The following is a 24,825-nucleotide window of genomic DNA, read 5'->3' as shown; positions in this document are numbered from 1 at the left end:
CTTCACTTCCTCCTACCAGTTCTTCTCGCGGCTATGTGACCAACCTTCTGACCTGGAGCGGCCCTCCTCGACACTGTGCTCGGACTACCGATGTGGTGCTCCTTACCACCGTGCGGGTGGTTGACCGCGTTCATCTTGACACCCCTCGGCTTCGGCCAGAACCTGTTCTTAGCCTTGGCTATGTAGTAGGCCTTACCAGCCTTGACGATGGGCTTCTCAAGCCTACCACCGCCGGCGACAATGCCTATCGTTGCCCTGCACTCTGGCTTGAACTGCTTGAGCTCACCGCTCGGGAGCTGGACTATGACTTTGTCCTTCTCCCTGCTCACGACGAGGGCGTAGGTTCCCCCGGCGCGGACGTACTTCCCCCCGTCTCCAGGGGTGCCCTCGATGTTGTATACGTACGTTCCCTCAGGTATGTTTGCGAGGGGAAGGGTGTTGCCCGTATCTATTGGAGCCTCGGGACCGATGTAAATCTCCTGTCCAACGAGAACTCCCTCGGGGGCAATGATAAGCTTCTTAGTCCCATCCTCCAACTTAACGCGGGCAACTGGGGCCGTTCTTCCAGGGTCATGGAGGATTTCCTCAACGACTCCCCTAATGGTCTTCTCCCTCGTGATGTTGAGTGGAATGTACTTAACAGCGCCCCTGTACCTGTGGGAGGGGGCCCTAAAGGTTGTGGTTCCCTTACCTCTCCTCTGCTGGATCAAACTCTTTCCCATCTCACTCACCCCGTCAGAACAATCCCATTCTTGCGGCAACCTCACTTGCGTTGTACTCGGGCTTGAGCTTCACGTAGGCCTTCTTCTCGCCTTTCATGGTTATGAGGGTGTTGACCTTCTCAACCTTGACCTGGAACATCTCTTCCACGGCCCTCTTGATGTCCTGCTTGGTTGCCCTCTTGTCCACTATGAAGGTGAGCTTGTTCTCCTTCTCAATGAGTGAAACGGCCTTTTCGGTAACGACGGGCCTTACGATAACCTTGTACGGATCCATCTCCCATCACCCGTAGATCTCCCTAAGCCTCTCTATCGCACCCTTCGTCCAGATTGTGAGCCTTCCCGGGTGGGTTCCCGGGGCGAGCAGCTCGACACCGAGGTTGTCAACGGTAACGACATCGACTCCGGGGTGGTTCCTGGCCCCCTGGACGATGCCCTCGTTCTTTGCAACGACGATGAGCGGGCCCTTGGCCTTCTTGTATCTCCTTCCACGCATCTTGCCCTTTCCGGCCCTTATTCCGGTGTTCGCCTTTGCCCTCTCGATGTCGTCCCAGACGCCGAGCTTCTTGAATATCTCCCTGGTCTGTGCCGTTTTGAAGACCTTCTCGAGGTCGTCAACTACAACGAGCGGGAAGGCAGGAACGTTGTCTACGATGTGACCCCTGGCCTTAACGAGGTCTGGGTTTGCCGTTGCGGCGATGGCGCTCATTATAGCTAACCTGCGCTCCTTCCTGTTGATGTCCTCCCAGATGATCTTCTCGACCTTCGGCGGGTGGGTCCTTCTTCCTCCGACCGCGAAGGGAACGAATGCGGCAAACCTCGGCGGAGTCTTTATCCTCTCAACCCTCGCCATGTCGTGGCCCTTTCCGATGTTCTCGGTAACCCTTCTCTTACCCGCCTGGGGGTCCCTGCCCTGCGGCTGTATCCTGTGAGTCCATGAAGCGATGACTGCGCGCCTTATGAGGTCGGGCCTGAAAGGCGTGGCAAAGACCTTGGGAAGCTCGATTTCCTCAACGGCCTCGCCTTCGAGGTTGAAAACCTTAACCTTCATTTATCTCACCTCACTGCTTGGACTCCCTACTGATGTAAGTTATCTGCGGCCTCTCAACGGGCGGCTTCTTCGCGGGCGGCCTTATGGCCGGCCTAACCCTTATTATCCTCTTGAATGAGCCCGGAATCGTGCCCTCTATCATGAAGAAGTCACTCCTGACGATTCCGTAGTGCGGGAAGCCACCCTTGGGGGTTATCTCAATCTCGTTACCGTCCAGGTTGAGCTTTCCGTTCTCCCCTATGGCGATGAGCCTCTTGTTGAGCTCGGTCCTGTGGTGGAAGCCCGTCTGACCAGCCTGCGGGACAGTCCACATAACGCGAGCCGGGTGCCACGGGCCGAGGTTACCGATGTGCCTGCCCTTTCCAGCACGCTGGGCCTTGTGGAACTGGATCTTGACGCCCCAGCGCTTGACCGGACCCTGGGTTCCCTTGCCTTTGGTGACCGCTACAACGTCGAGAAGCTCGCCCTCGTGGAGAACCTCACCGACCCTTATCTCCCTGCCTATCCTCTCCTTGGCGTATTCGAACTTTGCCGCGATGTCGTTGCCACCAATGGCGTACTCCATGACTTCCGGCTTCTTCTTGAGCCCGATGAGCCACGGCTGGGTGTGGACGAGAAGGCGAACGTCGACTACCTCACCCTCGTTGACGAGGTCCTCAAGCTGGCCGAGCCTGGCCTGGAACGCCTCCTCGCTGTAGTCCTTGGGAAGGGTCTTTATGCGCCTCTTAACGTGGTCGTTCAGCTTGTGGAACCAGACCTCGGTCGCTGTTTCAAGGCCGAGGTAGCCCTGTCTGTAAGCCCTGATGCCGTAGACGAAGAGCGGCGGAACCTCTACTATGGTAACCGGTGCGAATATCTCCTTTCCTTTGGTGAGCCCTGGGTTGTCGTCTATCATGAGGATGTGGGTCATCCCGGCCTTATAGCCCGCAAAGCCCAGCATCCTGACTTCACTGTCCTCCGGCCAGTTTCTAATCTTGGGCACTATGCTCCTGGCCCTCTTCCTCGGGGAATATGCCAGTGAACCTCTCCTTGGCCTGTGTACTTTTCCCATCTCAATCCCTCCTTATGAGGTTAAATATCGCGAGCGTAGCGAGGAGAGCCTCCTCGGTGCGGACCGTTTCAGTCCGCTGATCAGGGATCGTGTTGAGGATCAGATCAAACTCAAACTCCTCTCCGCCGAGGAGCTCCATCACGCCCTTCCTCGGTGAGCCAAACACGAAACCGACCTCCCCCTCCAGCGGGGGAAGCTTCACCTCCCGGATGTCGCGACCCCTCCTGGAGGTCGCGATGACCAGATCCAGCCTGGCCTTTTTAAGTGTTTTCGCCAGCGACTCCTCCGTCAGGTGCACCCTGTACCCCCAGTATTCAGCTGGCTTCGCTGGCACCACTCTGAGCGGTCTTAACGAGATAATCCTGAACGTCGCACGCCCCTCGATGTCCCCTTCGACCATCGCGAGTTCGTCAAGCCCGATGTCCGCGTAGACCCTTCTGCCCTTCCTGAAGGCGATGCCCTCGCGGATTTCGCCAACCTCCGGCTTTCCCTTGAGCTTGTGGTGGGGCGTCCTGAGCGGCGGTATAACGCCGGCGTACTTGAGCTCTGGCATGAGCGGGAACAGCTTCTTCCTGAGATACTGCGGCGTTTCCGCGTATTCGAGGAGGGTCTTGATGAATTTCCCGTCCCTCCCGCCGGCCCCGTAGATCCAGATGTGCTCGACGCCGAAGATTGCACAGGCCCTGGCTATCTGTCCGACCTTGTAAGTTCTGATCTTTGGGTCATCGCGCTCTTCGAGGAGTGAATCCGGAATGAAGACGTGCCAGGCCATTTTTCCGTCATCCTTCTCTCTGCTAACTTCAACGCTGGAGTGGGGTCTATGGAGACTGTTTAAAAGGCTTTCGAACCCTTCCACCCTTTTTGGTTTGGGAGATGTGAAATTTTTTTGCAATCAGCCCTTGCTTGCGCAAGCGCTGGCGGAAAGTTGGGGGCTTTTTCAGTGGTGCCAAAGTGGAGGTAATTTCCTGTTTATTGGCAGTTCACGGGTAAGTCCTCTCTTCATTACCTGGATCACCCGCCGGATTAACTTTCAAAACGGAAGCTACAAACTTTTGGTCAAGCTTCCCCAAAGCTTGCTCTGTACTCTTAAACCCCCGGAGAGGGCTTCGCCCCACGGAAAAAACTTTGCCAGCGCAAAAGCTGGAGAAGGTAACCTCAGTCCACAAAAGCCAGCCCGTTCCACAGCTCCCGTATCTGGCGCGTGGCCTCTGGATAGACCCGCTTGAAGGTTATCCTCCAGTAGCCGTTCTTCAAATCCTCGATGTCCTCGATGTGGATCTCAACGCCCAGCCCCTCGAAGTGGGTGACCATCCTGTGGGCGGTGTGCCTATGCCCTTCACCCTGACAGTGAAGGTCTCCTCGACCTCCCCGCCGTGTGCCACCTCGTGTATGCTCTCGACGAAGGGCCTCAGCAGGGCCTTTCCGAGGGCTTTGGCGTACTCTTCGAACTCCTCTCCTTTGACGTGCTTCTCAGCTAAGTAGAAGGCGAGCCTCTCTATCCTTCCCATGAAGTAGCCGTGGGGGAGGTCGCGGAACACGTGCGAGCCTATCTTTAGGTCATTGATGTTGGCGTAAGGAGTTGCGTACTTCGCCATCTTCATCATATCCGGGCTCTTCATGACGATGCCCTCCCTCTTCTCCCTGCTGAGCCTCTCTATTAGGTTGTAGAGCTCATCCAGGCGGGAGTAATCAAAGAGGCCAAAGCTCTCGACCTGCGGAATCCCGTATTCCTCAGCGAGTTTATAGCGCTCCTCAACCGGCAGGCTCTTTCCGGTTCCCTTCTCCTGGATATCGAAGAGGAAGAACCCTATATCCTCCTTCACGTAGGGCGGCCCCTCAACTATGTAAGGGCTTTCGGGCCCGGCTACCTCCCCAGCCAGGACAAGGTCGGGATAGTCTTTGAAAAACTCGAAGTCCACAAAGTCCCCTATCCTCTCCGTCGTGAACGGGCAGACGAAGCCGCCGCGGGTGAGGGCGAGGACTTTCTCCCCAACCTTAACGACGCGGACGTTGTAGCCGTCCACCTTCTCCTCGACGTAGAAGGGCCTGCTCTTGAAAACCCTCTTTACCCCGTTCTCAAGCTGAACGATCCTCTTTATGTGGGGAAAGCCGATAACGGCTTCTCCGTTCTCGAAAACTACCGTCCCCCTGCGGAGTCCCCCGGCAGAATCGCGGAAACGGACGTATCTAACGCCCTCAAACTCGTCCTCAACGATGCCTCCCTTACCTTCCAGAACGAGCAACCTCTCCTCGGGGAGGCCCAGCTTGAGGAGGAGATGCCTGAACTGTGGGCTCACCATCTTCCCACCGGAGAGAATAGGGCAGCATCATTAATAATCATTATGAACCCCGCACAAAAATTCGCCATGGGGCGCGCACAAAAGTTGTAAAAGGGAGGCAAAGGGATAGCGCATCAGAGCTTCATCGCGGAAAGAACCTTGGTGGTGACGTCATTGCCTTCCTTGTCGTAGATCCTGTAGTAGGCTGAGTAGGGCAGCTTCATCTTTGCCCTGCGCATCGAGTCAATGGCAAACTTAAGGTGGGCCTCGTTCACCCAGACGGTGAGGATTTTCTGGTCCTTCTTAACCCTCGCCGCCAGTCCAATCGGCTTTCCAAAGGGCCTGCGCATACCGTTTCCGTAACGGTCGGCCTTCCTTCCGGTAGCCATCGGGTTCTCCCTGAGCACCTGGAACGGGTAAACCCTTATCTTGAAGTGGTAGTTGCTCTTTCCGGCGGCCGTCTGAAGGTACCTGTTGACCTGTATACGGATGGCCTCAAGGGCGTTCTGCCTTATCTGCATGGCCTGCTTGGCGTGAAGGCTGACCTCGTACTCAAACTCGGCCGAGGGTTCGCCCATGTCGAATATCGTTATCTTCGGCCCGGGAGCACCGCGGATGTACTCCCTCCTCGTGTAAGCGGGCTTGTCAACGTCCCTATCAATCTTTGCTGGCCTCAGTCCCATACTCTCACCTCCAAATGAGCGTAAGCCAGGCCTAAACTTAGCTTGACCACCCTTTTATAAAAGTTTTGGACGGTCTCTCAGCAGGTCGCATTTTACCTGCCTTTAAGCTTAACTGCCCCCAGATGATGGGCACCTATTAATGCCCGTTCTCGCCCGCGTTCCATCGGGCGGACCCTGAACGTCAGTGTGAAATTTTAAAAAGCAACGGCCGAACTGAAAACTTTTCATTTACCTGGCACCAGCGAGAAAAAAAGCTTCAAAAACCAAACCCCCAGTTGGGGAGAATCCTTTTATAGATCCCGGCTCAACTCTCACCGAGGTGATGTTGATGGAGCTGAGGTTCAAAATGCAGTACGAGGACGCGTACAGGGAAGTTTACGAGATGGTGAAGCCCAAATACAAGCTCTTCACAGCCGGCCCCGTTGCCTGCTTCCCCGAGGTTCTCGCGATAATGAGCGTCCAGATGTTCAGCCACCGCGCGGCCGAGGCAAAGGAAGCTCACGTTGATACCCTCAAAAGGCTCAAGGCTTTCCTTGAGGCCGATAAGGGCGAGATAATCCTCTTCCCGAGTTCTGGCACTGGATTCATGGAAGCGGCCGTTAGAAACACCGTACCGCGCGGCGGGAAGGTTCTCGTCACAGCCGTGGGAGAATTCGGAAGGCGCTTTGCGGAGGTCGTCAGGGCCAACGGAAGGGAGGCCGTTGTCTTTGAGAAGGAACCGGGCCAGGCGGTCAAGCCCGAGGAACTTGAAGACACCCTCAGGAAGAACCCGGACGTTCATGCGGTGACGATAACCTACAACGAGACTTCAACTGGTGTCCTCAACCCGCTCCCCGAGCTGGCAAAGGTTGTCCACGAGCATGATAAGCTCCTCTTCGTCGATGCCGTTTCAGCTATGGGCGGTGCAGACATAAGGTTCGACGAGTGGGGCATTGATCTGGTCTTCTCGAGCAGTCAGAAGGCCTTTGGAGTGCCGCCCGGGTTGGCGATGGCGGCCGTCAGCCAGAGGGTGTTCGAGATCGCCGAGAAGATGCCGGAGCGCGGCTGGTACTTCGACCTGCCCATGTACAGGAAGTTCAACGAGAAAGATAAAGGAACGCCCTCAACGCCACCCCTGCCGCAGATACTCGGCCTCAACGTCGTTCTCAGGATAGTTGAAAAGATGGGCGGAAAGAAGGAATGGCTCGACATGTACAGGAAGAGGAGTGAGATGATAAGGAACGGTGTTAAAGAGATGGGCCTTGGGATTTTGGCGGAGCCCGGCTACGAGAGCCCGACCATCACAGCCGTTGTCGTACCCAGCGGAATGAAGGGCGTTGACGTCTACAACGCGATGCGCGAGCGCGGCTTTGAGCTGGCCAAGGGTTACGGAAGCGTGGCAGAGAAGACCTTCAGGATTGGAAACATGGGCTACATGACCTTCGAGGACATAGAAGAGATGCTCGCCAACCTCCGCGAGGTCATAGAGAAACTCAGGAAGAAGTGAAATCAGAGCAGGGGCTTGAGCTCCCCGTTCTTCACTTTGTAAATTTTGTTTATCCCCCTTGTTCCCGTCCTCCAGTCCCTCTTGAGCTCCACAACGACATCGAACCTGTCGAAGGTCTCCCCGCCTATCCTGAGCCAGTGCTTCACCTCGCTTTTTATGTCATCTGCGAGGGCGAGCGAAGTCACTATGAAGGCGTAATGGCCTATCAGCCCGAGCAAGATCCTGGCCACGTCTACCGTGTGGAGCGTGTCGATGACAACGTAGTCCGGGTTTATCTTCTTTATTTTGGCTATCACATCGGCGGTGCGATTCTCAAGCGGCTGGCCCTCGAACTGGGTGTCTATGATAGCTAAGTTGGGCTTGAAGGGCTTGAACTCGCCGTAGGCAGTAATTACCGCCACTTTCCAGTCATCTGGGACGTAGTGGAGGAGGGCCTCAACGAGCTTCGTCTTTCCGGAGCGGCTGGAACCAACTATGAGAACGTTCTTTTTGGCCAAAAGAGCCTCTTTAAGAACCTTGAGTTGCTCCTCCGTTGCGGAGCCGTAGCGGACGAGGTCTTCCGGCGTGAAGATGTAGACGCCCATGGCTTCCACCGCAGATACTCCGTTTCAGGAGTTATAACCCTGCCGCTTGGCCACTTCAAACTTGACTGAATATATGTCAATTCAAATCGAAAATTTGGAACTTTAGACAAAAATTTTGCTAAAATCTTGTCATTATCTGACAAGAATTCAAAAATTTTTGCACAAGGGTAATAAATCCAGAGCATCTTGACGAAAATTGGTGACCAACATGAACGCCCTCCCAATCGTAACCAGAAAAATTGAACCTGCAATGGATGTCCAGACGAAAGCCATTGACTATATGACAGGATACCTAGTGGAAAGGGGCTTTAAGTGGCTCCTCCCCGTGATGCTGAGCCCGATAACCGACCCGCTGTGGCCGGATCCGGCGGGGGAAGCTTTGAAGCCTCCGGAGATAGAGGCCTATGGCTCAAGGCTCAGGCTGATGCACAGCATGATACTCCACAAGCAGGTTGCAATAGCCATGGGTATAGATAAGCTGTTCATCCTTTCCCCAAACATAAGGCTCGAAGGCAGGGAAGCAGACGACGGGAGGCATGCCTACGAGTTCACCCAGCTCGACTTTGAAATCGCCTACGCGAGCATGGAAGAGGTTATGAGCCTTATTGAGGAGCTAATAACGGGCCTCTTCCACGAGCTTAAACTTCTCGTATGGGAAACCTTTGAAAGGGAGCTTCCGAAGGCAAGGAGACCTTTCAGGCGCTTTACCCTCGAAGAAGTCAGAGAAGAGTTTGGAAGCGAGGAGGAAGCGAGCAGGGCTTTGGAAGAGCCCTTCTGGATAACGGACATTGAAAGGGAGTTCTACGACAGGGAAGACCCTGTGAGGCCCGGGCACTTCAGGAACTACGACCTCTACCTTCCCGAGGGCTATGGAGAGGTTTCAAGCGGTGGGGAAAGGGAGTGGGAGTACGGGAAGATACTCGCGAGGATACGTTCCTCCGGGTTGAGCGAAGAATCCTTCAGGCCCTACCTCGAGGTCGCAAAGGCCGGCCTCTTGAGACCCAGCGCGGGAGCCGGGATAGGTGTGGAGCGCTTGGTCCGCTATATTGTGGGGGCAAGGCACATAGCAGAGGTTCAGCCCTTCCCGAGGATTCCTGGCCTTCCGGCGGTTATTTGATCCCCGCCTTTAACACTTATCACAATTGATTTAAACGTATTCCCCAAACTTTTTTGGCGATGCCAATGAGGAGAAACCTGTTCCCGGCGCTGAGAAAGTTCAGGGCCTACCTGAACACAGCCAGCCTCGGCCTCATGCCGGCAAGCGCCCTCCAGAGGGCCAACGAGCTTCTAACGGACGTTGTGAGCTTCGAGGGCGAGGTCAATTCGGTGGACTACATGAACCAGGTTTTCCTCGAGCCGGCGCTCAGGGAGGCCGCAAAACTAATGGGGGTTCACGTTGAAAACGTGGGCCTCTCAATCCAGACAACAGAGGGGCTCAGGAGACTCCTCCTCTCGATGGAGCCGCGGAAGGGACAGAACATAGTCTCCCTTGACACCGAGTTCCCAACGATACCGGCGCTTCTGAAGAGCTACTCCAAGAGGTTCGGCTTAGAACTCAGGGTGGTCAAGAACGAAAACGGCCTCCACCCCCTGGAGACCATCGAAAGGGCCATAGACGACAACACCCTCGCCGTAGTCCTCAGCAGTGTCAACTGGGTAACCGGTGAGAGGATCAACCTGCGGGAGCTCTCCAGGGCTGTTCACGAACACGGGGCGTGGCTTATCGTTGACGCCGTCCAGCACCTCGGCTCCCTGAGGCTTTACCCTGAGAAGGAAGGGGTGGATGCCCTCGCAGCGGGGGGAGAAAAGTGGCTCCTGAGCCCGGACACCGGGGCGGGACTGATCTACGCCTCTGACGAGTTCTTAGAGGGGGCAAAGCCCATAACCGGCCTTCTAAACATGGAGCCTCCAACAGAAAACTGGGGGAGCTGGTGGGGGTTACCGGACAAGGACCCCTGGGGCAGGCTAAAGGTTTCCGAAGGCGTCAAGAAGCTTGATTTCGGTGGCGGGCCGCCGTATATCATCGCCGCGGCCTTCAGGGCCTCCCTGGAGCTTATAAACGAGGTGGGAATCGAGGAGATAGAGCGCCACAACCTGAGGCTCGCTGAGAGGGTAACGGACGAGGCCCTGAGTGCGGGGCTTGGTGTTTTTGGTGAAAACTCAGCGATAGTGACAGTAAAGACTGGCATGAGCTATGAAGGGGAGGAAGAAGTATACAGAAGGCTCTCCGGGAGGGGAATCGCTGTCAGCCACCGCGGCGTCTTGGGTCACCACGGGATAAGGGTCTCGCCGCACCTCTACAACACAGTGGAGGACGTTGAACTATTCCTGGAAGAGCTGTTCGGGGCCATGGGGGCTGGCTAGAAGGCAGGGGGCATCTGAATTTTCTGGCCCGACCTTTCCTCGAAACCCTTATATTATATTCATTGTTTCCAATTAATCAAGGTGGAAGCGATGGACGTGAGCGTTCACAGATTGATCGAGAGCATTAAGCCCGGTGAGACTGCCCTTCTCGAGTACCTGCCCTCCTACATCCCGGAGTTCACGCTCCTGAAGCTCATGGAATACTCGGAGGAGAAGAAAATCCCCCTCATAATCGACGACAACTTTGATACCCTCCCAATCATAGCGGCCCACATAGAAAACCTCGGGATCAAAGTGGACTTCAGCAGGGTTTACGTCGTAAAGACAGGGGGCAGGATAAATGTGGGCAACGTTGTTGCGAGGGTCCCCTTCCATCCTGACCTCCGGGTTTACATAGAAAACTATGGGAGAGCGGCCAGTAAGGTCTCCGAAAGGTTCAGTGATGCCATAAACCTGGTCCTCGGCCTTGAAAACTTCCTCAAACTCCCCTCAAGCCCTCTGGATATTTACTTGACCATTTGGATCCTTCAGAGATTCCTCGGAAACACCAGAAGGAGGGCATTCTACCTGCTTAACAGGAAAATATTGGAGTCCATCAGCCCCGTTGTCTACAGCGAGGTCAGAAGGGTGGCCAGCACGGTTGTCGAGATGGTTCCGTATCCTATGGGTGCAATACTCCGCTTTGTCAAGAGCACCAACGTGGACCTACTCGGGGAGGAGGTAAAAGTAGACATAGGTGGTGAGCTATGAGCCTTTCCGAGCTCTTTGGCCTTCTCGACGGAATGAAGTTCGGTAGCACCGTCATCGTGGAAAACAGCGCCCCCATCGGTGGGGAGGCATTCCTGGCAGTCCTCCTCAGGTACGCCCGGAAGAGGGAGATTCCAGTCCTTGTTGAGGACATCCTCGACGCGTTCCCTCTCTACGTCAAGCATCTTAACATGATGGGCATAAACCCCGATCTCTCAGGCGTCAGGGTTCTCAAGGTGGGCGGAGAGGAAACCGTTGGAAACGTGGTCAAAAGGGAACGCTTTAATATGGATCCCGACGTGTATGTAAAACACTATGAGGAGCTCTTCTCCTCAGCCACCCCTGAGGGGGAGTTCATAGATATTGTACTTGGCTTCGACAGGCTCCTCGTCTTCCAGGACAGCCCAAGGGGAACTGAAACCATCATGCAGGCCATGAAGTCCTTCATTACCAACAGAAAAAGAATCGCGTTCTACATAGTGGAGTCCGCGATTATGGAGAACCTCAGAACGAGACCTCTGCCAGTTCTCGAAGATTTAGCGACCTCTGTGCTGGAACTGAAACAAGAAGGGCGAACGCTGGTGGTAAACATCCGGAAGGATCCGTCGATGTTAAAAACGAACGTGAGTATCATAAAGCTTGATCTAAGGGAAGTTTTCCCGGGGAGCGAAACAACCCGGTGAGACCGATGGGGCTCCTGAATAGAGTATTCAGAAGAGCCAAAGACGAAAATCCCCTGGAGATAGTCTCCATAAAGCCAGTGGGAAAGTTCAGAGTAGAAAAAAGCCTAACCGTTTGGGGGAGGCAAGTTCTCATCGGTGAGGTTCTTGAGGGGGTTATTTACCCCGCTTACAAGGTCAAAGCAGGTAGAAGCGTTGCCCTCGTCTACCGCATCGAGAAGGAGCACAGGGAGGTCGAGTTTGCCGCTCCGGGGGATAGAGTAGCGCTCATCCTCGAAGGAGAGGTAAAAGTGAGAGAAAACGATGAAATTGAAGTTTACCAGTCGTGAGGTGATTGCATGATAATCTGGGACGACCACTTCCACGTTGACCCCTACCACGGGCTCTTTCTGGAGGCAGTCAAGGAGTTCCACCGCGCCGGGGGGACGCATCTCGTCGTTGTTTACAAGACGGCCCACGACTACGGCTTCGGTGGAATGAAAGCTGAGGACTTCATGAAGGCCATGGACCTTCACATTGAGCTCGTCGAAAAAATCAACAGGGAGACACCTGTGAAGGCCTACGCGGTCGTTGGCGTCCATCCTGCGGAGTTTGATTACCTGGCAAGAGAAAAGGGCCTCGAATACGCGAGAAACGAGGTCATAAAAGCTTTGGAATACGCCCAAAAGCTCTGCCTTGAGGGGAAAGCGATAGGCATAGGAGAGATAGGAAGGCCGCACTATGAGGTTCCCCCTGAAATCTGGGAGGCGAGCGTGGAGCTGATGAAGTATGGAATGGCGCTGGCGAAGGAAGCCGATTGCGCCGTTCAGCTCCACACTGAAAGCTTCGACGAAGCAAAATTCAGGGAGCTGGGAGAATACGTTAAAGAGGTTGGCATAAAGCCCTACGGGGTCATCAAGCACTTCTCGCCGCCGCTGGTGAAGGTGGCCGAAGAAGTAGGTGTGTTCCCGAGCGTAATAGCCAGCAGGAAGAACATCGAGGAAGCGATCAAACAGGGCAACCGCTTCATGATGGAGACCGACTACATAGACGACAAGCGCCGCCCGGGTGCGGTCTTAGGGCCAAAAACAGTTCCAAAGATCACGAAGGCCTTCCTCCAGAACGGCGTCTTCACAGAAGAGGACGTCTACAAAATCCACGTCGAGAACCCGGGAAAGGTTTACGGGGTCGAGCTAGAGTAGGGAGAGCTCGATGAAGGTTGGTTAAGCCCCCCATCACCTAATGCTTCATCCACCACCCGCACTCGGCCCGCCCGGACGGGCATATGAAAAAAGTCCAGATTGCAATGTTTGACACCCCTCAACCATCCACCCGCCTTATGACCCTCACAACGCCCCCTCTGCCCTCCCTCTCAACCTCGAAGACCTTTCCGAAGAACCTCTCCACAACCCAGACGTTGGTGAGGAGGTGGTTGGTTATTTCAGCAACCTTCACTTCCCCTCCGGCGAAGGCCAAAAACGGTATCAGCTGGTCGCCGAGGAATTTATCCACCGCCGCCCGTGTCTTCAGCTGGTCGAGGAGCTCATCCGCCGCTTCTCTGCCAACAACCTCTGCCGGTTTGCCCCGCTCCCCGAGGGCATCACCGCCGAGCCTGAGCCCATCCGTCTCGGCCCAGACAACTATCCCGCTCCCGGGGCCAAGGGAACCGCTCACCTCTGTCTCTATATCCACCGGGGCGTTGTAGTGCTCCTCAATCCTCTCCTTCGCGGCCTTAGCCTGCCTCTCCGCTACGTGGGCGGGCAAATTGGTCGCGTGGCTTATACCTGAGAAGCGCTCGATCTTTCCCCACTCAAAGGCAAAGAGCGGTTTCATCTCTTCCCACGGCTCAACTTTGCCAGCGACAGCCCCACCGCCCTTTGGGTAGTGCCCCCTTCTTTTGATTTCAAGCTCCGCCTTCACCCCCATCTTTCCGAGCGCAAAGAGGGTAACGTGCTTGAGATAATCCACCGGGGGGCTCCAGGGCACATCGGTTCCACCGGTTATTTCAAAGCTCCCCCCGATGAAGGCCATTGCGGGTAACAACGCCTGGAGAACCAGCGTTATACTGCCGGCCGTGCTTAGGGGAACGCGTATGTGCCTCGGCTTTGCCTCCCCCGGGATGAATTCGAGCTCGGTCGAACCGACCTGGGCGCCTTTGACCCTCGCGTTGCTGAGCTCTTTCAAAGCTAAAATCCCGTGGAGGTGCTGGGGCCTGAGGCCCGGGTTGGGCCTGTTGGCGCGAATCCGCGTTATTCTAACAGCCTTTCCGGTTATAACCGAGAGAGCAACGGCCGTTCGGAGTATCTGTCCCCCACCCTCGCCGTATGAACCATCTATCTCGACCCACACCACTACCACCCGGCGGATTTTACACCGATTGGTTAAAAAACCTCGCGAAAGCTGAGAAGAATCAATGCCTCCCGAGGTTAAGCTCAACGGCAAGTCCAAGGGCCTCCTCCAGAGGGAGGCCTCTCTTCTCTAACTTCTCGACCAGCTTCGCCAGTGCCTCAACGTTCCACAGGTTGAGCTTTTCGGGCGGGAACTCCCTGAATAGCCCCGGATCAACGGGAAACCCCAGTCTGCTGGAGAGTTCGGCGGCGAACTCCTCCGCACTCAGAGGGGGAAGCCTGAAGGTGACGGAAAATCCAATTGCAGAATACCTCCCAGCGTTCGCCGTCTCAACGATCAGGGGGTAATCCCTCTCCGGATCCCTCAGAATTCTAACTAAATCCCCCGGCTCCGGTTCCCTGAGGAGCCTGGCACCCGGAGGAATCAAACCTCCAATGTCGATGCCCCTGAGGTTTTCAACGAGAACGTCAACCCCCAGGGAAAGAACTTCTTCAAGGGAGAGCCCGCGCGTGGCGAGAGGTTCCGGTTCCTCAACTTCCTCGTTTGCTATCTTCCGATAGAGGGACTCGCTCACGAGGGTTAGCTGGTAGACAGTTTTGGCGTCCCCCAAATAGAGGACACCGTTGGAGAGCAGTTTAAGGCCAAGCCTCGCCAGAGAGGAGCTCAGTAAAGTCTCGGTTCTCGTTGTTATGGCCCCCTTGCCCTCAACGTTCTCAGTGCCCCTGCTCACGAGCCTGTAGTCTGCTGGAAAAAGCCCCCTCGCGCTGAAGAACTCCTCAAGTGTTTTCCTCGCAGTCTCCTCGTCTATAGCGTAGATCTTCACGAACTCAACGTTATCCCCCTCGTCAACGCCCACTAATACTACAGCATCATGCCTCTCTCTGGGGGTGAGGATGTCGTCCATACGCACCGCCCGAAAACCAATCAGAGGCCAATGGCCCCAAGGAGCTCCCCGGTGTCGAGGTTTATTATCTGGACTTCCCTTCTTCTTGTGTCGAGAAGGGCCACGCTTTTAACACCGGTGACGTAGCCGCAGACCTCGCCGGGGTTGATGAGTATCGTCCTGCCGGCTTCCCTGATTTCGTAGCGGTGTGTGTGGCCTACCACTACAACATCGTAGAGCCTGCTGTGGGCCAGGGCCTTAACCAGAACCTCGTTGGTTCCGTGGGTCACGGCTATCCTCATTCCATCGGCCTCTAGCTCTATAAGCTCGTCGTAAATCCCCAAAGCTTCGAAGAGACCCTTCCTTTCGCCATCGTTGTTGCCGAAAACCCCCCTGAGCGGCGCCTCCAGCTTTTTAAGCTCACCGGCAACGAAGGGAGCAACGAAGTCTCCGGCGTGTATGACGAGGTCAACCTTCTTTGAGTTGAAGAACTCGACCGCCTTCCTTATGGCGGGAAGGTTATCGTGAGTATCGCTCATTATCCCTATTAGCATGCTCTCACCCATGTTCCTGTGAACCCAACGGTTTATAGGCTTATCGTGCACCGCCCATGAGACTGTCAAAGGTGAATACATGAATACATTGGAAAAGGGAAAAGGGCTCCAAGAAAGGTACAGCGGGTCACCAAGGTGTACTCCCAAAGTTTATTAGACACCTGCCCAACCACGGTGAGGTGGTGGGATGTTCACGGGCCGGGCACTCATACCGGTGAAGGTGCTCAAACCCTTCGAAGAGAGAACTCCGGGGGACATAGCCCTCGTTGAGGACTGGAAAGCCAAGGTTTTGTGGGAAGCTGGCGTAGGGGAAGTTGTTGACGAGACGGATAAAATCATAGGCGAGATCGACAGGATCATAGCCCAGGAAAGGGAGAATGAGCCCCTAACGGCTATTCCCGAAGGCCTCTACGAGAGGGCGGAATTCTACATATACTACCTCGAGAACTACGTGAGGAAAAACCCAGGAGAGAGCATAGACATCCTCGGAGTTAAGATGACCAAGCTGGCCAACCTTAAGAGAAAGTACCGCTACCTAAAGGAACTGCGCTTCAAAAAGATACTCGAGGCCGTAAGGCTCAGACCAACCAGCCTGGAAGTCCTCGGTAGACTTTCTCCGGAGGAGAGGAGGATCTACCTGGAGTTCTCCAGGATAAGAAACGAGTGGCTCGGGGAGTGAGGGATATGGAGAGAGAGGACATGGTATCGAGGTTCTCTTCCTTCCTGAGGGAATACAAAGACGATGAAGGTAACCAGTTGTACATAAACAAGCTCCGGGACCTGCTCACGGTAATCCCCAGAAGATCGCTAACCATAGACTGGACTCACCTGAACTCCTTTGATCCCGAGCTTGGGGAAGAGCTCATCAACAACCCAGAAGAGGTGATAGCCAGCGCCGAGGACGCGATCCAGATAGTCCTGCGCGAAGACTTGATGTACGAGGGAGAGCTCAATGTTCACGCGAGGTTCTACAACCTGCCTCCAACACTGCTCGTCAAGGAACTCGGGAGCGAGCACATAAACAGGTTTATCCAGGTCGAGGGAATCATCACGCGCGTGAGCGAGGTAAAGCCCTTCGTCGAGAAGGCCGTCTTCGTCTGCAAGGACTGCGGCAACGAGATGGTCAGAATTCAAAGGCCCTACGACAACCTGGTAAAACCCGCAAAGTGCGACGCCTGCGGCTCAAGAAACGTGGACCTCGACGTGGAGAAAAGCCGCTTCATCAACTTCCAGAGCCTCCGCCTTCAGGACAGGCCCGAGAGCCTTAAGGGCGGCCAGATGCCCCGCTTCGTTGATGCAATACTCCTTGACGACCTCGTTGACACGGCTTTGCCCGGCGACAGGGTTCTTGTAACTGGAATTCTGAGGGTTATCCTCGAGCAGAAGGAGAAGAGACCCGTCTTCAAGAAAGTTCTCGAGGTGAACCACCTCGAACAGCTGAGCAAGGAGATAGAGGAGCTTGAGATTTCCCCGGAGGACGAGCAGAAGATTCGCGAGTTAGCCAAGAGGAAGGACGTCGTCGATGCCATAGTGGATTCCATTGCTCCAGCCATCTGGGGCCACAAGACAGTGAAGAAGGGAATAGCCTTAGCCCTGTTCGGCGGCGTTCAGAGGGTTCTGCCGGATGGGACGAAACTGAGGGGAGAGAGCCACGTTTTGCTTGTGGGTGATCCTGGTGTTGCTAAGTGCGTTGATTACGACACAGAGGTCGTTTTGGCCGATGAGAGCCTGAAGAAGATTGGAGACCTTGTTGAAGAAGCCGTCAAGAGGGCGGAAAAAGAAGGAACGCTCGGGAAAGTTGGCGATGGCGTCTACGCTCCCCTCGATCTCGAGCTATATGCCCTCGACGCGAAGACCCTGAAGGTAAGAAAGGTCAAGGCGAACGTAGCCTGGAAGAGAACAGCTCCAGGGAGAATGTTCAGGATAAAGACCGCCAGCGGCAGGGGGATTAAGGTAACACCGACTCATCCATTCTTCGTCTTTGAGAACGGACAGTTTAAGACGAGAAAAGCGGAGGAGCTTAGAAGGGGGGAGTTAATAGCAACACCAAGGAAAGAGAACGAGCCAAGAATAATACCTGAAACGGGAGACGAAAACCTTAGAGAACTCCTCGCCAACTCGGACATTTTCTGGGATAGGGTTGAAGAGATCGAAGAATACAGGCCAGAACACCCCTGGGTCTATGACCTTCAGGTTCCGAAGCACCACAACTTCATCGCCAACGACATCTTCGTCCACAACAGTCAACTCCTCCGCTACGTGGCCAACCTGGCACCGAGGGCTATTTACACGAGCGGAAAGAGCAGTTCCGCGGCCGGTCTTACGGCAGCCGCCGTGAGGGACGAGTTCACGGGCTCCTGGGTTCTGGAAGCCGGTGTTCTCGTCTTAGCGGATGGTGGGTTCGCCCTAATCGATGAGTTCGACAAAATGAGCGATAGAGATAGAAGCGCCATACACGAGGCTTTAGAACAGCAGAGCTACCACCACGATTTTGAAATAATGCTCGCGGACGGCAGGAAGGTGAAGATAGGCGAGCTGGTGGATGGGCTCATAGAGAAGAACCGCGATAGGGTGATACTCGGCAAGGACACCGAGATACTGCCAGTTGATGATATCGAGCTCCTTGCTTACGACCTTGAGAGAAAGGAGGTCGTGAAGGCCAAAGCCGACCGCGTGAGCAGGCACAGAGCCCCTGACAGGTTCATACGCCTAAGGTTCTCCAACGGCAGGGAGATAACGGTGACTCCAGAGCACCCCGTAATGGTCTGGGAAAACGGCAGAATAAAGGAAAAGCCGGCCGGGGAAATCTTCCCCGGGGATATAGCCTTAGGAGTTAGAGAGTACCCCATCGAGATACGGGCGGAATTCAGGAGCGTCTACAGGGACAGAAAGGAAGCGGAGGACTACCACGACTATCTATACTCCAAAGGCATTGTGGGGAGGGTAACGAGGATTGGAGCGAACTTCGCGGTAAAAGAAACGGAGAGAGCACTCCCAAAGGAGCTCGTAAGGCCACTCCTAAAGGCGTGCAGGGCCCTGAACGTAAGACTGACTTTAAAGGAACGCATGAGGCTCACCCAGCCCCTGGTGAGGGAGCGCCACATAAAGGCCATACTGGAAAAAATCGAAGGAAGAATAGCCGAGCTTGAAAGGATTGCCAGGGAAGAGCCCGTCAAGGCGCTGGAGTATATTCCAAAAAGCTGGATCTATCCAAGATCGGGAATAACTTACAACAGGTTCAGAAAGATGCTGGGCGAAGGAAACGGAGCAGCGGTGGGAATGATAAGGGACATTGCAGGCAGAATGACGAGATCAGCCAGGGAACACCTAAACGAGTTCTACGGCTGGTGGAAGGCCAACGTGAACTTCCTCAGGGTCAATAAGGTGGAGAGAATCCCAAACGACGGCTGGGAGTGGGTTTATGACATAACCGTCGAGCCCTACCACCTCTTCGTATCCCACGGGCTGGTTCTCCACAACACCATAAGCATCAGCAAGGCGGGCATCACCGCTACCCTCAACGCCAGAACGACCGTTATAGCGGCCGCTAACCCGAAGTTCGGAAGGTTCAACAGGATGAAGTCTCTTCCTGAACAGCTTGACCTCCCGCCAACGCTCCTTAGCCGTTTCGACCTCATATTCCTTCTCCTCGACGAACCAGACGAAAAGGTTGATGCGAGCATAGCGGAGCACATCCTCAGGGTCAGAAGGGGCGAGGCGGAGGTGGCAACGCCGAAGATACCCTACGATCTACTCAAGAAGTACATAGCCTACGCCAGGAAGAACGTCCACCCCGTCCTCAGCATGGAGGCCATGGAGGAGATCAAAAACTACTACGTCAGAATGAGGAGGGGCTTCAAGAGAAAAGGTGAGGAGGAGGATCTGCAGCCGATACCGATAACTGCAAGGCAGCTCGAGGCACTGATCAGGTTGAGCGAGGCCCACGCCAGGATGCGCTTGAGCGAGACGGTAACGAGAGAGGACGCGAAGGCGGCGATAGCAATCGTGGAAGAAATGCTGAGGACTATAGCGGTGGACGAAGAGGGAATGGTTGATGCCGCAATCTTGGAAATCGGAAAGAGCACGAAGAAGCTGAACAAGATAGAGAAGCTCCTCGACATCATAAAATCCGTAGAAGCGGAGGGAGAGTTCGGGGCCCCCGAGGACAAAGTCATTGAAGCCGCCAGACAGGCCGGGCTCGGAACTGAAGAGGATGTTAAAAAGCTCCTCAATGACCTGAAGAAGGAGGCAAGGATATACGAACCGAGGGCGGGATTCTACAGGGTGCTCTAACAAAGGTTATAAAGGCCGCCGGGGATGTAGGGTGGGGTGAGAGTATGAGCGAGAAGAAGATTGACTTTTACGATTTCGAAGGCCTGCTCGATAAAGCTTACGATGAACTCCCTGAGAACGTCAAGCACCACACTTCCCGTTTTGAGGTTCCTCCTGCGCAGGTCACCATATCCGGGAACAGGACGATAATCGAGAACTTTGTGGACATGGCGAAGGCTATGAACCGCGATCCGGATCACCTGCTCAAGTTTATACTGAGAGAGGTGGCAACGGCCGGAACGCTCGAGGGGAGAAGAGTGATCCTCCAGGGGCGCTTCACGCCCTATTTGATAGCCAACAAGATAAAGAAGTACCTCAAAGAGTACGTCATCTGCCCGGTCTGCGGAAGCCCCGACACGAAGATCATCAAAAAGGAACGCTTCCACTTCCTCAAGTGCGAGGCCTGCGGTGCGGAAACGCCAATACAGCACCTGTGAACTCCTTCGGTTTTCCCTTTCAATTGTATACATCCCCTCTTCTGTTCATCCAGCGGCTTTGAAAATCCTTTTAAACTTTACAAACTACAAGACTCAGCAAATTCAGGGGGAGTTCTCATGAGCATGGAGGAAAAGCTCAACGAACTGTACGAGAGGAAAAAGAAGGTTCTCGAAATGGGTGGCAAAGAGGCCGTTGAGAAGCAGCACTCCAACGGTAAACTTACCGCCCGCGAGAGGATTGAGAAGCTCCTCGACCCGGGAAGCTTCGTTGAAATAGGAATGTTTGTTAAGCACAGGGCCACCGAGTTTGGGATGGACAAGACAGAGCTTCCGGCGGACGGCGTCATAACAGGCTACGGGACCATCGACGGAAGGCTCGTCTTCGTCTACGCCCAGGACTTCACAGTTATGGGCGGCTCGCTCGGTGAGATGCACGCGGCAAAGATAAAGCGCGTCATGGAGCTGGCTTTAGAGGCCGGGGCACCGGTCATAGGCCTCAACGACTCCGGTGGTGCCAGGATTCAGGAGGGAGTCGACTCCCTCAAGGGCTACGGCGAAATCTTCAAGATGAACACTGTTCTAAGCGGCGTGGTTCCGCAGATTACAGCCATAATGGGCCCCTGCGCGGGTGGGGCCGTTTACAGCCCTGCCATAGGGGACTTCATCCTCATGGTGGACAACCCTGCCAGCTTCATGTTCATAACCGGCCCGCAGGTGGTTAAAGCTGTTACGGGCGTCGATGTTACGCCGATACAGCTCGGTGGGGCGATGATCCACGCCCAGCGCTCAGGCCAGGCCCACCTCATAGGAAAAAGTGACGAGGAGGTTCTGGCACTCATAAAGCGTCTCCTAAGCTACTTGCCTTCCAACAACATGGAGAAGCCGCCGAGGGTTAAGACGAACGACTTACCCTTCAGAAAGACCGAGAACCTCTACGGCATCGTCCCCGATGACCCGAACAAGGGCTACGACGTAAGGCAGGTAATCTACGAGATAGTTGACAGGGACGAGAACGGAAACCCGGACTTCCTCGAGATCCTCCCCTACTTCGCCCCAAACGCCGTTGTTGGCTTCGGAAGGATGAACGGGCAGACCGTTGGCATAGTGGCCAACAACCCGATACACCTGGCCGGAGTGCTCGACATAGACAGCTCGGACAAGATTGCGCGCTTCGTGAGAACCTGCGACGCCTTCAACGTCCCGATAGTCACTCTCGTCGACGTTCCCGGTTACCTGCCCGGAACAGACCAGGAGTACAGGGGGATCATAAGGCACGGGGCCAAGGTTCTCTACGCCTACGCCGAAGCGACAGTTCCAATGGTTACGGTCATCCTCAGGAAGGCCTACGGAGGGGCTTACCTGGCCATGGGAAGCAAGCACCTCGGTGCCGACTTCGTGTTTGCATGGCCCACAGCCGAGATAGCGGTCATGGGGCCGGACGGAGCGGCAAACATCATATTCAGGAAGGAGATAGCTCAGGCAGCGAATCCCGAGGAGGTTCGCCAGCAGAAGATTAAGGAGTACAGGGAAAAGTTCGCCAACCCATATGTGGCAGCTTCCCGCGGATACATAGACGATGTCATCGACCCGGCCGAGACCAGGGCGAAGATAATCATGTCGCTCGAAGCCTTGGAGAGCAAGCGCGCTAAACTGCCACCCAAGAAGCACGGCAACATACCGCTGTGAGGTGAAAGGAATGGATACCCAGGCCTTCATGGAGGGCTTCAACCTGACCATCATCGGCATCGCGGTGGTTTTCGCCATACTCGGGGTGCTCGCCCTTGCCCTCTATTTCGTGGGGTGGCTTGAGAGGAGGCTCGTTGAGAGGGAAAAACAGGTTACGCAACCCGCAGCTGCTCCTTCCGTCCCAGAAGAAAAACCGGCGATACCGCCGAGGGATCTCGCAGTTATTACGGCCGCGATTTTGGCTTATACCGCGGAAAAGGCGGCCCAGCTCAGACCCCTGCCATTTAAGAGGAAGGTTTCCGATTCCTGGCGCCTCTACGGCCTTCAGACTCAGATGGAGGATGTTGAGGACTTTAACTACGAGATCGGGAAGTGGTGAAAATGGCCAAGGTTAAAGTCATCGTCGATGGTGTTGAATACGAAGTTGAGGTCGAGGAACTCCCCGGAGGGAAGTTCAGGGTAAGCTTCGAGGACAAGGAATACACCGTCGAGGCCAGGGGGCTCGGGATAGACGTTGGAGCCCTAAGCGTCCCTGCCCAGGTCTCAGCGCCAGCGCTAACGCCAACTCCGGCTGTAACTCCTGCACCGGTTACTCCCGCGACACCTGCTCCGGCTCCGACTGGTGAGGGCGTCGTTACTGCACCGATGCCCGGAAAAATCCTCAGGGTACTCGTTAGTGAAGGCGAGCAGGTCAAAACCGGCCAGGGATTGCTCATCTTAGAGGCAATGAAGATGGAGAACGAAATACCGGCACCGAGGGACGGTATCGTTAGGAAAATCTTCGTGAAGGAAGGCAACACCGTGAACACTGGTGACCCGCTAATGGAATTAGGGTGATGTAAATGGCGACGTTCTTGGACTTCTTTAACACCCTCGGGCTCCTCCACCTCACAGTTGGGAACGTTATAATGATCATCGTTGGCTTAACACTGGTATATCTTGCCATAAGGCACGAGATGGAGCCCCTGCTCCTCCTGCCGATAGGCATAACAGCGGTGCTGGTGAACCTCCCATTGAGCGGCATAGCGAACTGGCCCGTGAACGTGAACCTCCCTGAGAACGTGAGCAGCAGCATCTTCGATACAATCACCTACATGGGCCAGCACTACGGGGAGCCGGGACTCTTTGACCTTATCTACTACCTGCTCGTCAAGACTGAGGTTATCCCCCTCCTGATATTCCTCGGCCTTGGAGCGATGACGGACTTCGGGCCCATGATAGCAGACCCGAAGACGGCTTTGCTAGGGGCGGCGGCCCAGCTCGGCGTTTTCGTTGCCATGCTGACGGCCCTGGCTTTGGGCTTCAATCTGAACCAGTCGGCCAGCATAGGCATCATCGGCGGCGCCGACGGGCCAACGACCATCTATCTAACCACAAAGCTCGCACCCGAGATACTGGCGGCGACTGCCGTCGCGGCTTACTCCTACATGAGTCTCGTCCCGTTGATACAGCCACCCATCATCAAGGCACTGACGACTCCCGAGGAGAGAAAGATAAGGATGGAGCAACTCAGGCTGGTCTCAAAGCGCGAGAAGATACTCTTCCCTGTGATTACAATGGTTCTCATAGGTCTTCTCGTTCCGAGCGCGGCGCCGCTTATGGGGATGTTCATGATAGGGAACCTCTTCAGGGAAAGCGGCGTCGTCCAGCGCCTGAGCAAAGCGGCACAGGAGGAGCTCATGAACATCGTCACCATCTTCCTCGGCCTTGGCATCGGCTCAACGATGAGGGCTGAAAGCTTCCTCACGGCCCAGACCCTCATGATACTTGGACTCGGCATCGTCGCCTTCGCAAGCGCAACGGCTGGAGGAGTGCTCTTCGGAAAGCTCATGATGAAGCTCAGTGGAGGCAAGATAAACCCGATGATAGGCGCTGCGGGAGTTTCAGCCGTTCCAATGAGCGCAAGGGTCGTTCAGAGGATAGCGAGCGAAGAAGATCCCGGCAACTTCATCCTCATGCACGCAATGGGACCAAACGTCGCGGGCGTTATAGGAACAGCGGTCGTTGCGGGTGTCTTCCTGGCCCTCCTGGGCTGACCTTTTTTTCCAAAAACTTAAATAGAAGGAAGCCGCGTTAGGTTGAGCGGTGGTGAAGATGAAAGTTGGAACACTGATGACAAAGGACCCGGTCGTCATCCAGCTCCCGGCGACGAGGGAATACGCCATCGGGCTCTTCAGAAAGCACAAAGTTCGCTCCTTCCCAGTTGTCGGAAAGGACGGCAAGCTGGTTGGAATAGTGAGCATAAAGAGGATCCTGCTCCACCCGGACGAGGACCAGCTGGCGATGCTGGTAAGGAGGAACCTGCCAGTAGTTAAGGCCACAGACGACCTCAAAAAAGCCGTCAAGGAAATGCTCGAGATGGACTACCGCAGGGTAGTCGTTGTGGACGACGAGAACAGGCCCGTTGGAATACTAACGGTTGGGGACATAGTGAGGCGTTATCTCGCGAAAAACGAAAACCTCAAAGAGGTCACCATAGAGCCGTACTACCAGAGAAACGCGGGCGTGGTGTGGAAGGGGACCCCGCTAAAAGCTGCCCTCAAGGCACTCCTGCTCTCCAACTCCATGGCGATACCGGTTATAGACGACGAAGGCCATCTCGTGGGCATGGTGGACGAGACGGACCTCCTCAAGGACAGCGAGGTAATCAGAATCATGAAGCAGACGGCTTTAGCCGCTCAGAGCGAAGAGGACTGGATACTTGAGAGTAACCCAACGCTCCTCTTTGAGAAAGCCGAACTCCAGCTTCCCAAGAAGCCGGTTGAGGGAATAATGAATCCAAACGTTATCGTTGCCACTCCGCACATGAGCGTCTACGACGTTGCACAGAAGATGGTGAAGTACAACATTGAGCAGTTGCCCGTCATCAGGGGCCAGGATGAGCTCGTGGGAATAGTCAGGGACATGGACATCATCAAAGTGATCCTCAACAAGTGATTTAACCCCCCTTCTCAATTCTTA

25 protein-coding genes and 1 pseudogene are annotated in these 24,825 nt (G+C 55.1%); 15 read left to right on the top strand and 11 right to left on the bottom strand.

Annotated features, from left to right (window positions below; all coding sequences use genetic code 11):
* Positions 1-2: 2 nt before the first annotated feature.
* From ACZ47M_RS01520 to ACZ47M_RS01490, 7 genes and pseudogenes are all read right to left on the bottom strand, one after another.
* The gene (locus tag ACZ47M_RS01520) at positions 3-722 is read right to left on the bottom strand and encodes a 50S ribosomal protein L2 (protein ID WP_315339469.1); all 720 of its coding nucleotides are present in this window, start codon (positions 720-722) and stop codon (positions 3-5) included.
* A 13-nt stretch (positions 723-735) separates the two neighbouring features.
* Positions 736-996, bottom strand: coding sequence for a 50S ribosomal protein L23 (locus ACZ47M_RS01515; RefSeq protein ID WP_315339467.1), 261 nt, complete (start codon positions 994-996; stop codon positions 736-738).
* A gap of 6 nt (positions 997-1,002) precedes the next feature.
* Positions 1,003-1,770 (bottom strand): 50S ribosomal protein L4, encoded by a 768-nt coding sequence (gene rpl4p, locus ACZ47M_RS01510; protein WP_315339465.1) that lies wholly within the window; start codon positions 1,768-1,770, stop codon positions 1,003-1,005.
* 10 nt (positions 1,771-1,780) lie between these two features.
* Complete coding sequence (locus ACZ47M_RS01505) at positions 1,781-2,821, bottom strand: 50S ribosomal protein L3 (protein ID WP_315339463.1); 1,041 nt, start codon at positions 2,819-2,821, stop codon at positions 1,781-1,783.
* 1 nt (position 2,822) lies between these two features.
* Positions 2,823-3,593, bottom strand: coding sequence for a putative RNA uridine N3 methyltransferase (locus tag ACZ47M_RS01500; RefSeq protein ID WP_315340839.1), 771 nt, complete (start codon positions 3,591-3,593; stop codon positions 2,823-2,825).
* A 383-nt stretch (positions 3,594-3,976) separates the two neighbouring features.
* Positions 3,977-5,121 (bottom strand): annotated as a pseudogene (locus ACZ47M_RS01495) (RNA ligase).
* Positions 5,122-5,234: 113 nt separating this feature from the next.
* A complete protein-coding gene (locus ACZ47M_RS01490) occupies positions 5,235-5,783 on the bottom strand; it encodes a 50S ribosomal protein L16 (protein ID WP_315339462.1) in 549 nt (182 codons plus the stop codon).
* Positions 5,784-6,111: 328 nt separating this feature from the next.
* Here ACZ47M_RS01490 and ACZ47M_RS01485 point away from each other — a divergent pair, with 328 nt between their 5' ends.
* Complete coding sequence (locus ACZ47M_RS01485; protein WP_315339461.1) at positions 6,112-7,269, top strand: pyridoxal-phosphate-dependent aminotransferase family protein; 1,158 nt, start codon at positions 6,112-6,114, stop codon at positions 7,267-7,269.
* Positions 7,270-7,271: 2 nt separating this feature from the next.
* Here ACZ47M_RS01485 and ACZ47M_RS01480 read toward each other — a convergent pair whose 3' ends face one another.
* Complete coding sequence (locus ACZ47M_RS01480; protein ID WP_315340836.1) at positions 7,272-7,853, bottom strand: P-loop NTPase family protein; 582 nt, start codon at positions 7,851-7,853, stop codon at positions 7,272-7,274.
* A gap of 208 nt (positions 7,854-8,061) precedes the next feature.
* On the opposite strand from ACZ47M_RS01480, the gene ACZ47M_RS01475 reads away from it, so the two are divergent.
* From ACZ47M_RS01475 to ACZ47M_RS01450, 6 genes are all read left to right on the top strand, one after another.
* Positions 8,062-8,970, top strand: coding sequence for an asparagine synthetase A (locus tag ACZ47M_RS01475; RefSeq protein ID WP_315340835.1), 909 nt, complete (start codon positions 8,062-8,064; stop codon positions 8,968-8,970).
* 65 nt (positions 8,971-9,035) lie between these two features.
* Complete coding sequence (locus tag ACZ47M_RS01470; RefSeq protein WP_315340832.1) at positions 9,036-10,217, top strand: aminotransferase class V-fold PLP-dependent enzyme; 1,182 nt, start codon at positions 9,036-9,038, stop codon at positions 10,215-10,217.
* A 90-nt stretch (positions 10,218-10,307) separates the two neighbouring features.
* Entirely contained in the window at positions 10,308-10,967 is a 660-nt protein-coding gene (locus ACZ47M_RS01465; protein WP_315339460.1) for a DUF257 family protein, read from the top strand.
* Positions 10,964-11,647 carry a DUF257 family protein gene (locus ACZ47M_RS01460; RefSeq protein WP_315339459.1) on the top strand — a complete coding sequence of 228 codons (684 nt, stop codon included), beginning with the start codon at positions 10,964-10,966 and terminating at the stop codon, positions 11,645-11,647. The genes ACZ47M_RS01465 and ACZ47M_RS01460 overlap by 4 nt, the downstream gene beginning before the upstream one ends.
* A gap of 5 nt (positions 11,648-11,652) precedes the next feature.
* Entirely contained in the window at positions 11,653-11,973 is a 321-nt protein-coding gene (gene pbp11, locus ACZ47M_RS01455; RefSeq protein ID WP_315339458.1) for a tRNA-binding protein Pbp11, read from the top strand.
* Positions 11,974-11,982: 9 nt separating this feature from the next.
* Entirely contained in the window at positions 11,983-12,825 is an 843-nt protein-coding gene (locus tag ACZ47M_RS01450; protein WP_315339456.1) for a TatD family hydrolase, read from the top strand.
* 118 nt (positions 12,826-12,943) lie between these two features.
* On the opposite strand, the gene rtcA is transcribed toward ACZ47M_RS01450, so the two are convergent.
* From rtcA to ACZ47M_RS01435, 3 genes are all read right to left on the bottom strand, one after another.
* Positions 12,944-13,972 (bottom strand): RNA 3'-terminal phosphate cyclase, encoded by a 1,029-nt coding sequence (rtcA, locus tag ACZ47M_RS01445; RefSeq protein ID WP_394356282.1) that lies wholly within the window; start codon positions 13,970-13,972, stop codon positions 12,944-12,946.
* 61 nt (positions 13,973-14,033) lie between these two features.
* Complete coding sequence (locus tag ACZ47M_RS01440) at positions 14,034-14,876, bottom strand: hypothetical protein (protein WP_315339455.1); 843 nt, start codon at positions 14,874-14,876, stop codon at positions 14,034-14,036.
* 20 nt (positions 14,877-14,896) lie between these two features.
* Positions 14,897-15,409: a metallophosphoesterase gene (locus ACZ47M_RS01435; RefSeq protein WP_315340828.1), complete on the bottom strand. Its 513-nt coding sequence runs from the start codon at positions 15,407-15,409 to the stop codon at positions 14,897-14,899.
* A 187-nt stretch (positions 15,410-15,596) separates the two neighbouring features.
* On the opposite strand from ACZ47M_RS01435, the gene ACZ47M_RS01430 reads away from it, so the two are divergent.
* From ACZ47M_RS01430 to ACZ47M_RS01395, 8 genes are all read left to right on the top strand, one after another.
* Positions 15,597-16,088 carry a hypothetical protein gene (locus tag ACZ47M_RS01430; protein ID WP_315339453.1) on the top strand — a complete coding sequence of 164 codons (492 nt, stop codon included), beginning with the start codon at positions 15,597-15,599 and terminating at the stop codon, positions 16,086-16,088.
* A gap of 5 nt (positions 16,089-16,093) precedes the next feature.
* Positions 16,094-19,702 (top strand): MCM2/3/5 family DNA replication licensing factor, encoded by a 3,609-nt coding sequence (locus ACZ47M_RS01425; protein WP_315339452.1) that lies wholly within the window; start codon positions 16,094-16,096, stop codon positions 19,700-19,702.
* A 44-nt stretch (positions 19,703-19,746) separates the two neighbouring features.
* Positions 19,747-20,178, top strand: coding sequence for a translation initiation factor IF-2 subunit beta (locus ACZ47M_RS01420; RefSeq protein WP_315339450.1), 432 nt, complete (start codon positions 19,747-19,749; stop codon positions 20,176-20,178).
* A gap of 117 nt (positions 20,179-20,295) precedes the next feature.
* Entirely contained in the window at positions 20,296-21,864 is a 1,569-nt protein-coding gene (locus tag ACZ47M_RS01415; RefSeq protein WP_315339447.1) for a carboxyl transferase domain-containing protein, read from the top strand.
* A gap of 10 nt (positions 21,865-21,874) precedes the next feature.
* Entirely contained in the window at positions 21,875-22,243 is a 369-nt protein-coding gene (locus tag ACZ47M_RS01410) for an OadG family protein (RefSeq protein ID WP_315339445.1), read from the top strand.
* Positions 22,244-22,245: 2 nt separating this feature from the next.
* Positions 22,246-22,701, top strand: a complete 456-nt coding sequence (locus tag ACZ47M_RS01405) for an acetyl-CoA carboxylase biotin carboxyl carrier protein subunit (protein WP_315339443.1) — start codon at positions 22,246-22,248, stop codon at positions 22,699-22,701.
* A 5-nt stretch (positions 22,702-22,706) separates the two neighbouring features.
* The gene (locus ACZ47M_RS01400; protein ID WP_315339441.1) at positions 22,707-23,900 is read left to right on the top strand and encodes a sodium ion-translocating decarboxylase subunit beta; all 1,194 of its coding nucleotides are present in this window, start codon (positions 22,707-22,709) and stop codon (positions 23,898-23,900) included.
* A gap of 58 nt (positions 23,901-23,958) precedes the next feature.
* On the top strand, positions 23,959-24,801 hold the full coding sequence (locus ACZ47M_RS01395) for a CBS domain-containing protein (RefSeq protein ID WP_315340826.1): 843 nt from the start codon (positions 23,959-23,961) through the stop codon (positions 24,799-24,801).
* The last annotated feature ends 24 nt before the right edge of the window (positions 24,802-24,825 follow it).

Source organism: Thermococcus waiotapuensis (assembly GCF_055384795.1).
This window is presented reverse-complemented; position numbering and strand designations above follow the sequence as displayed.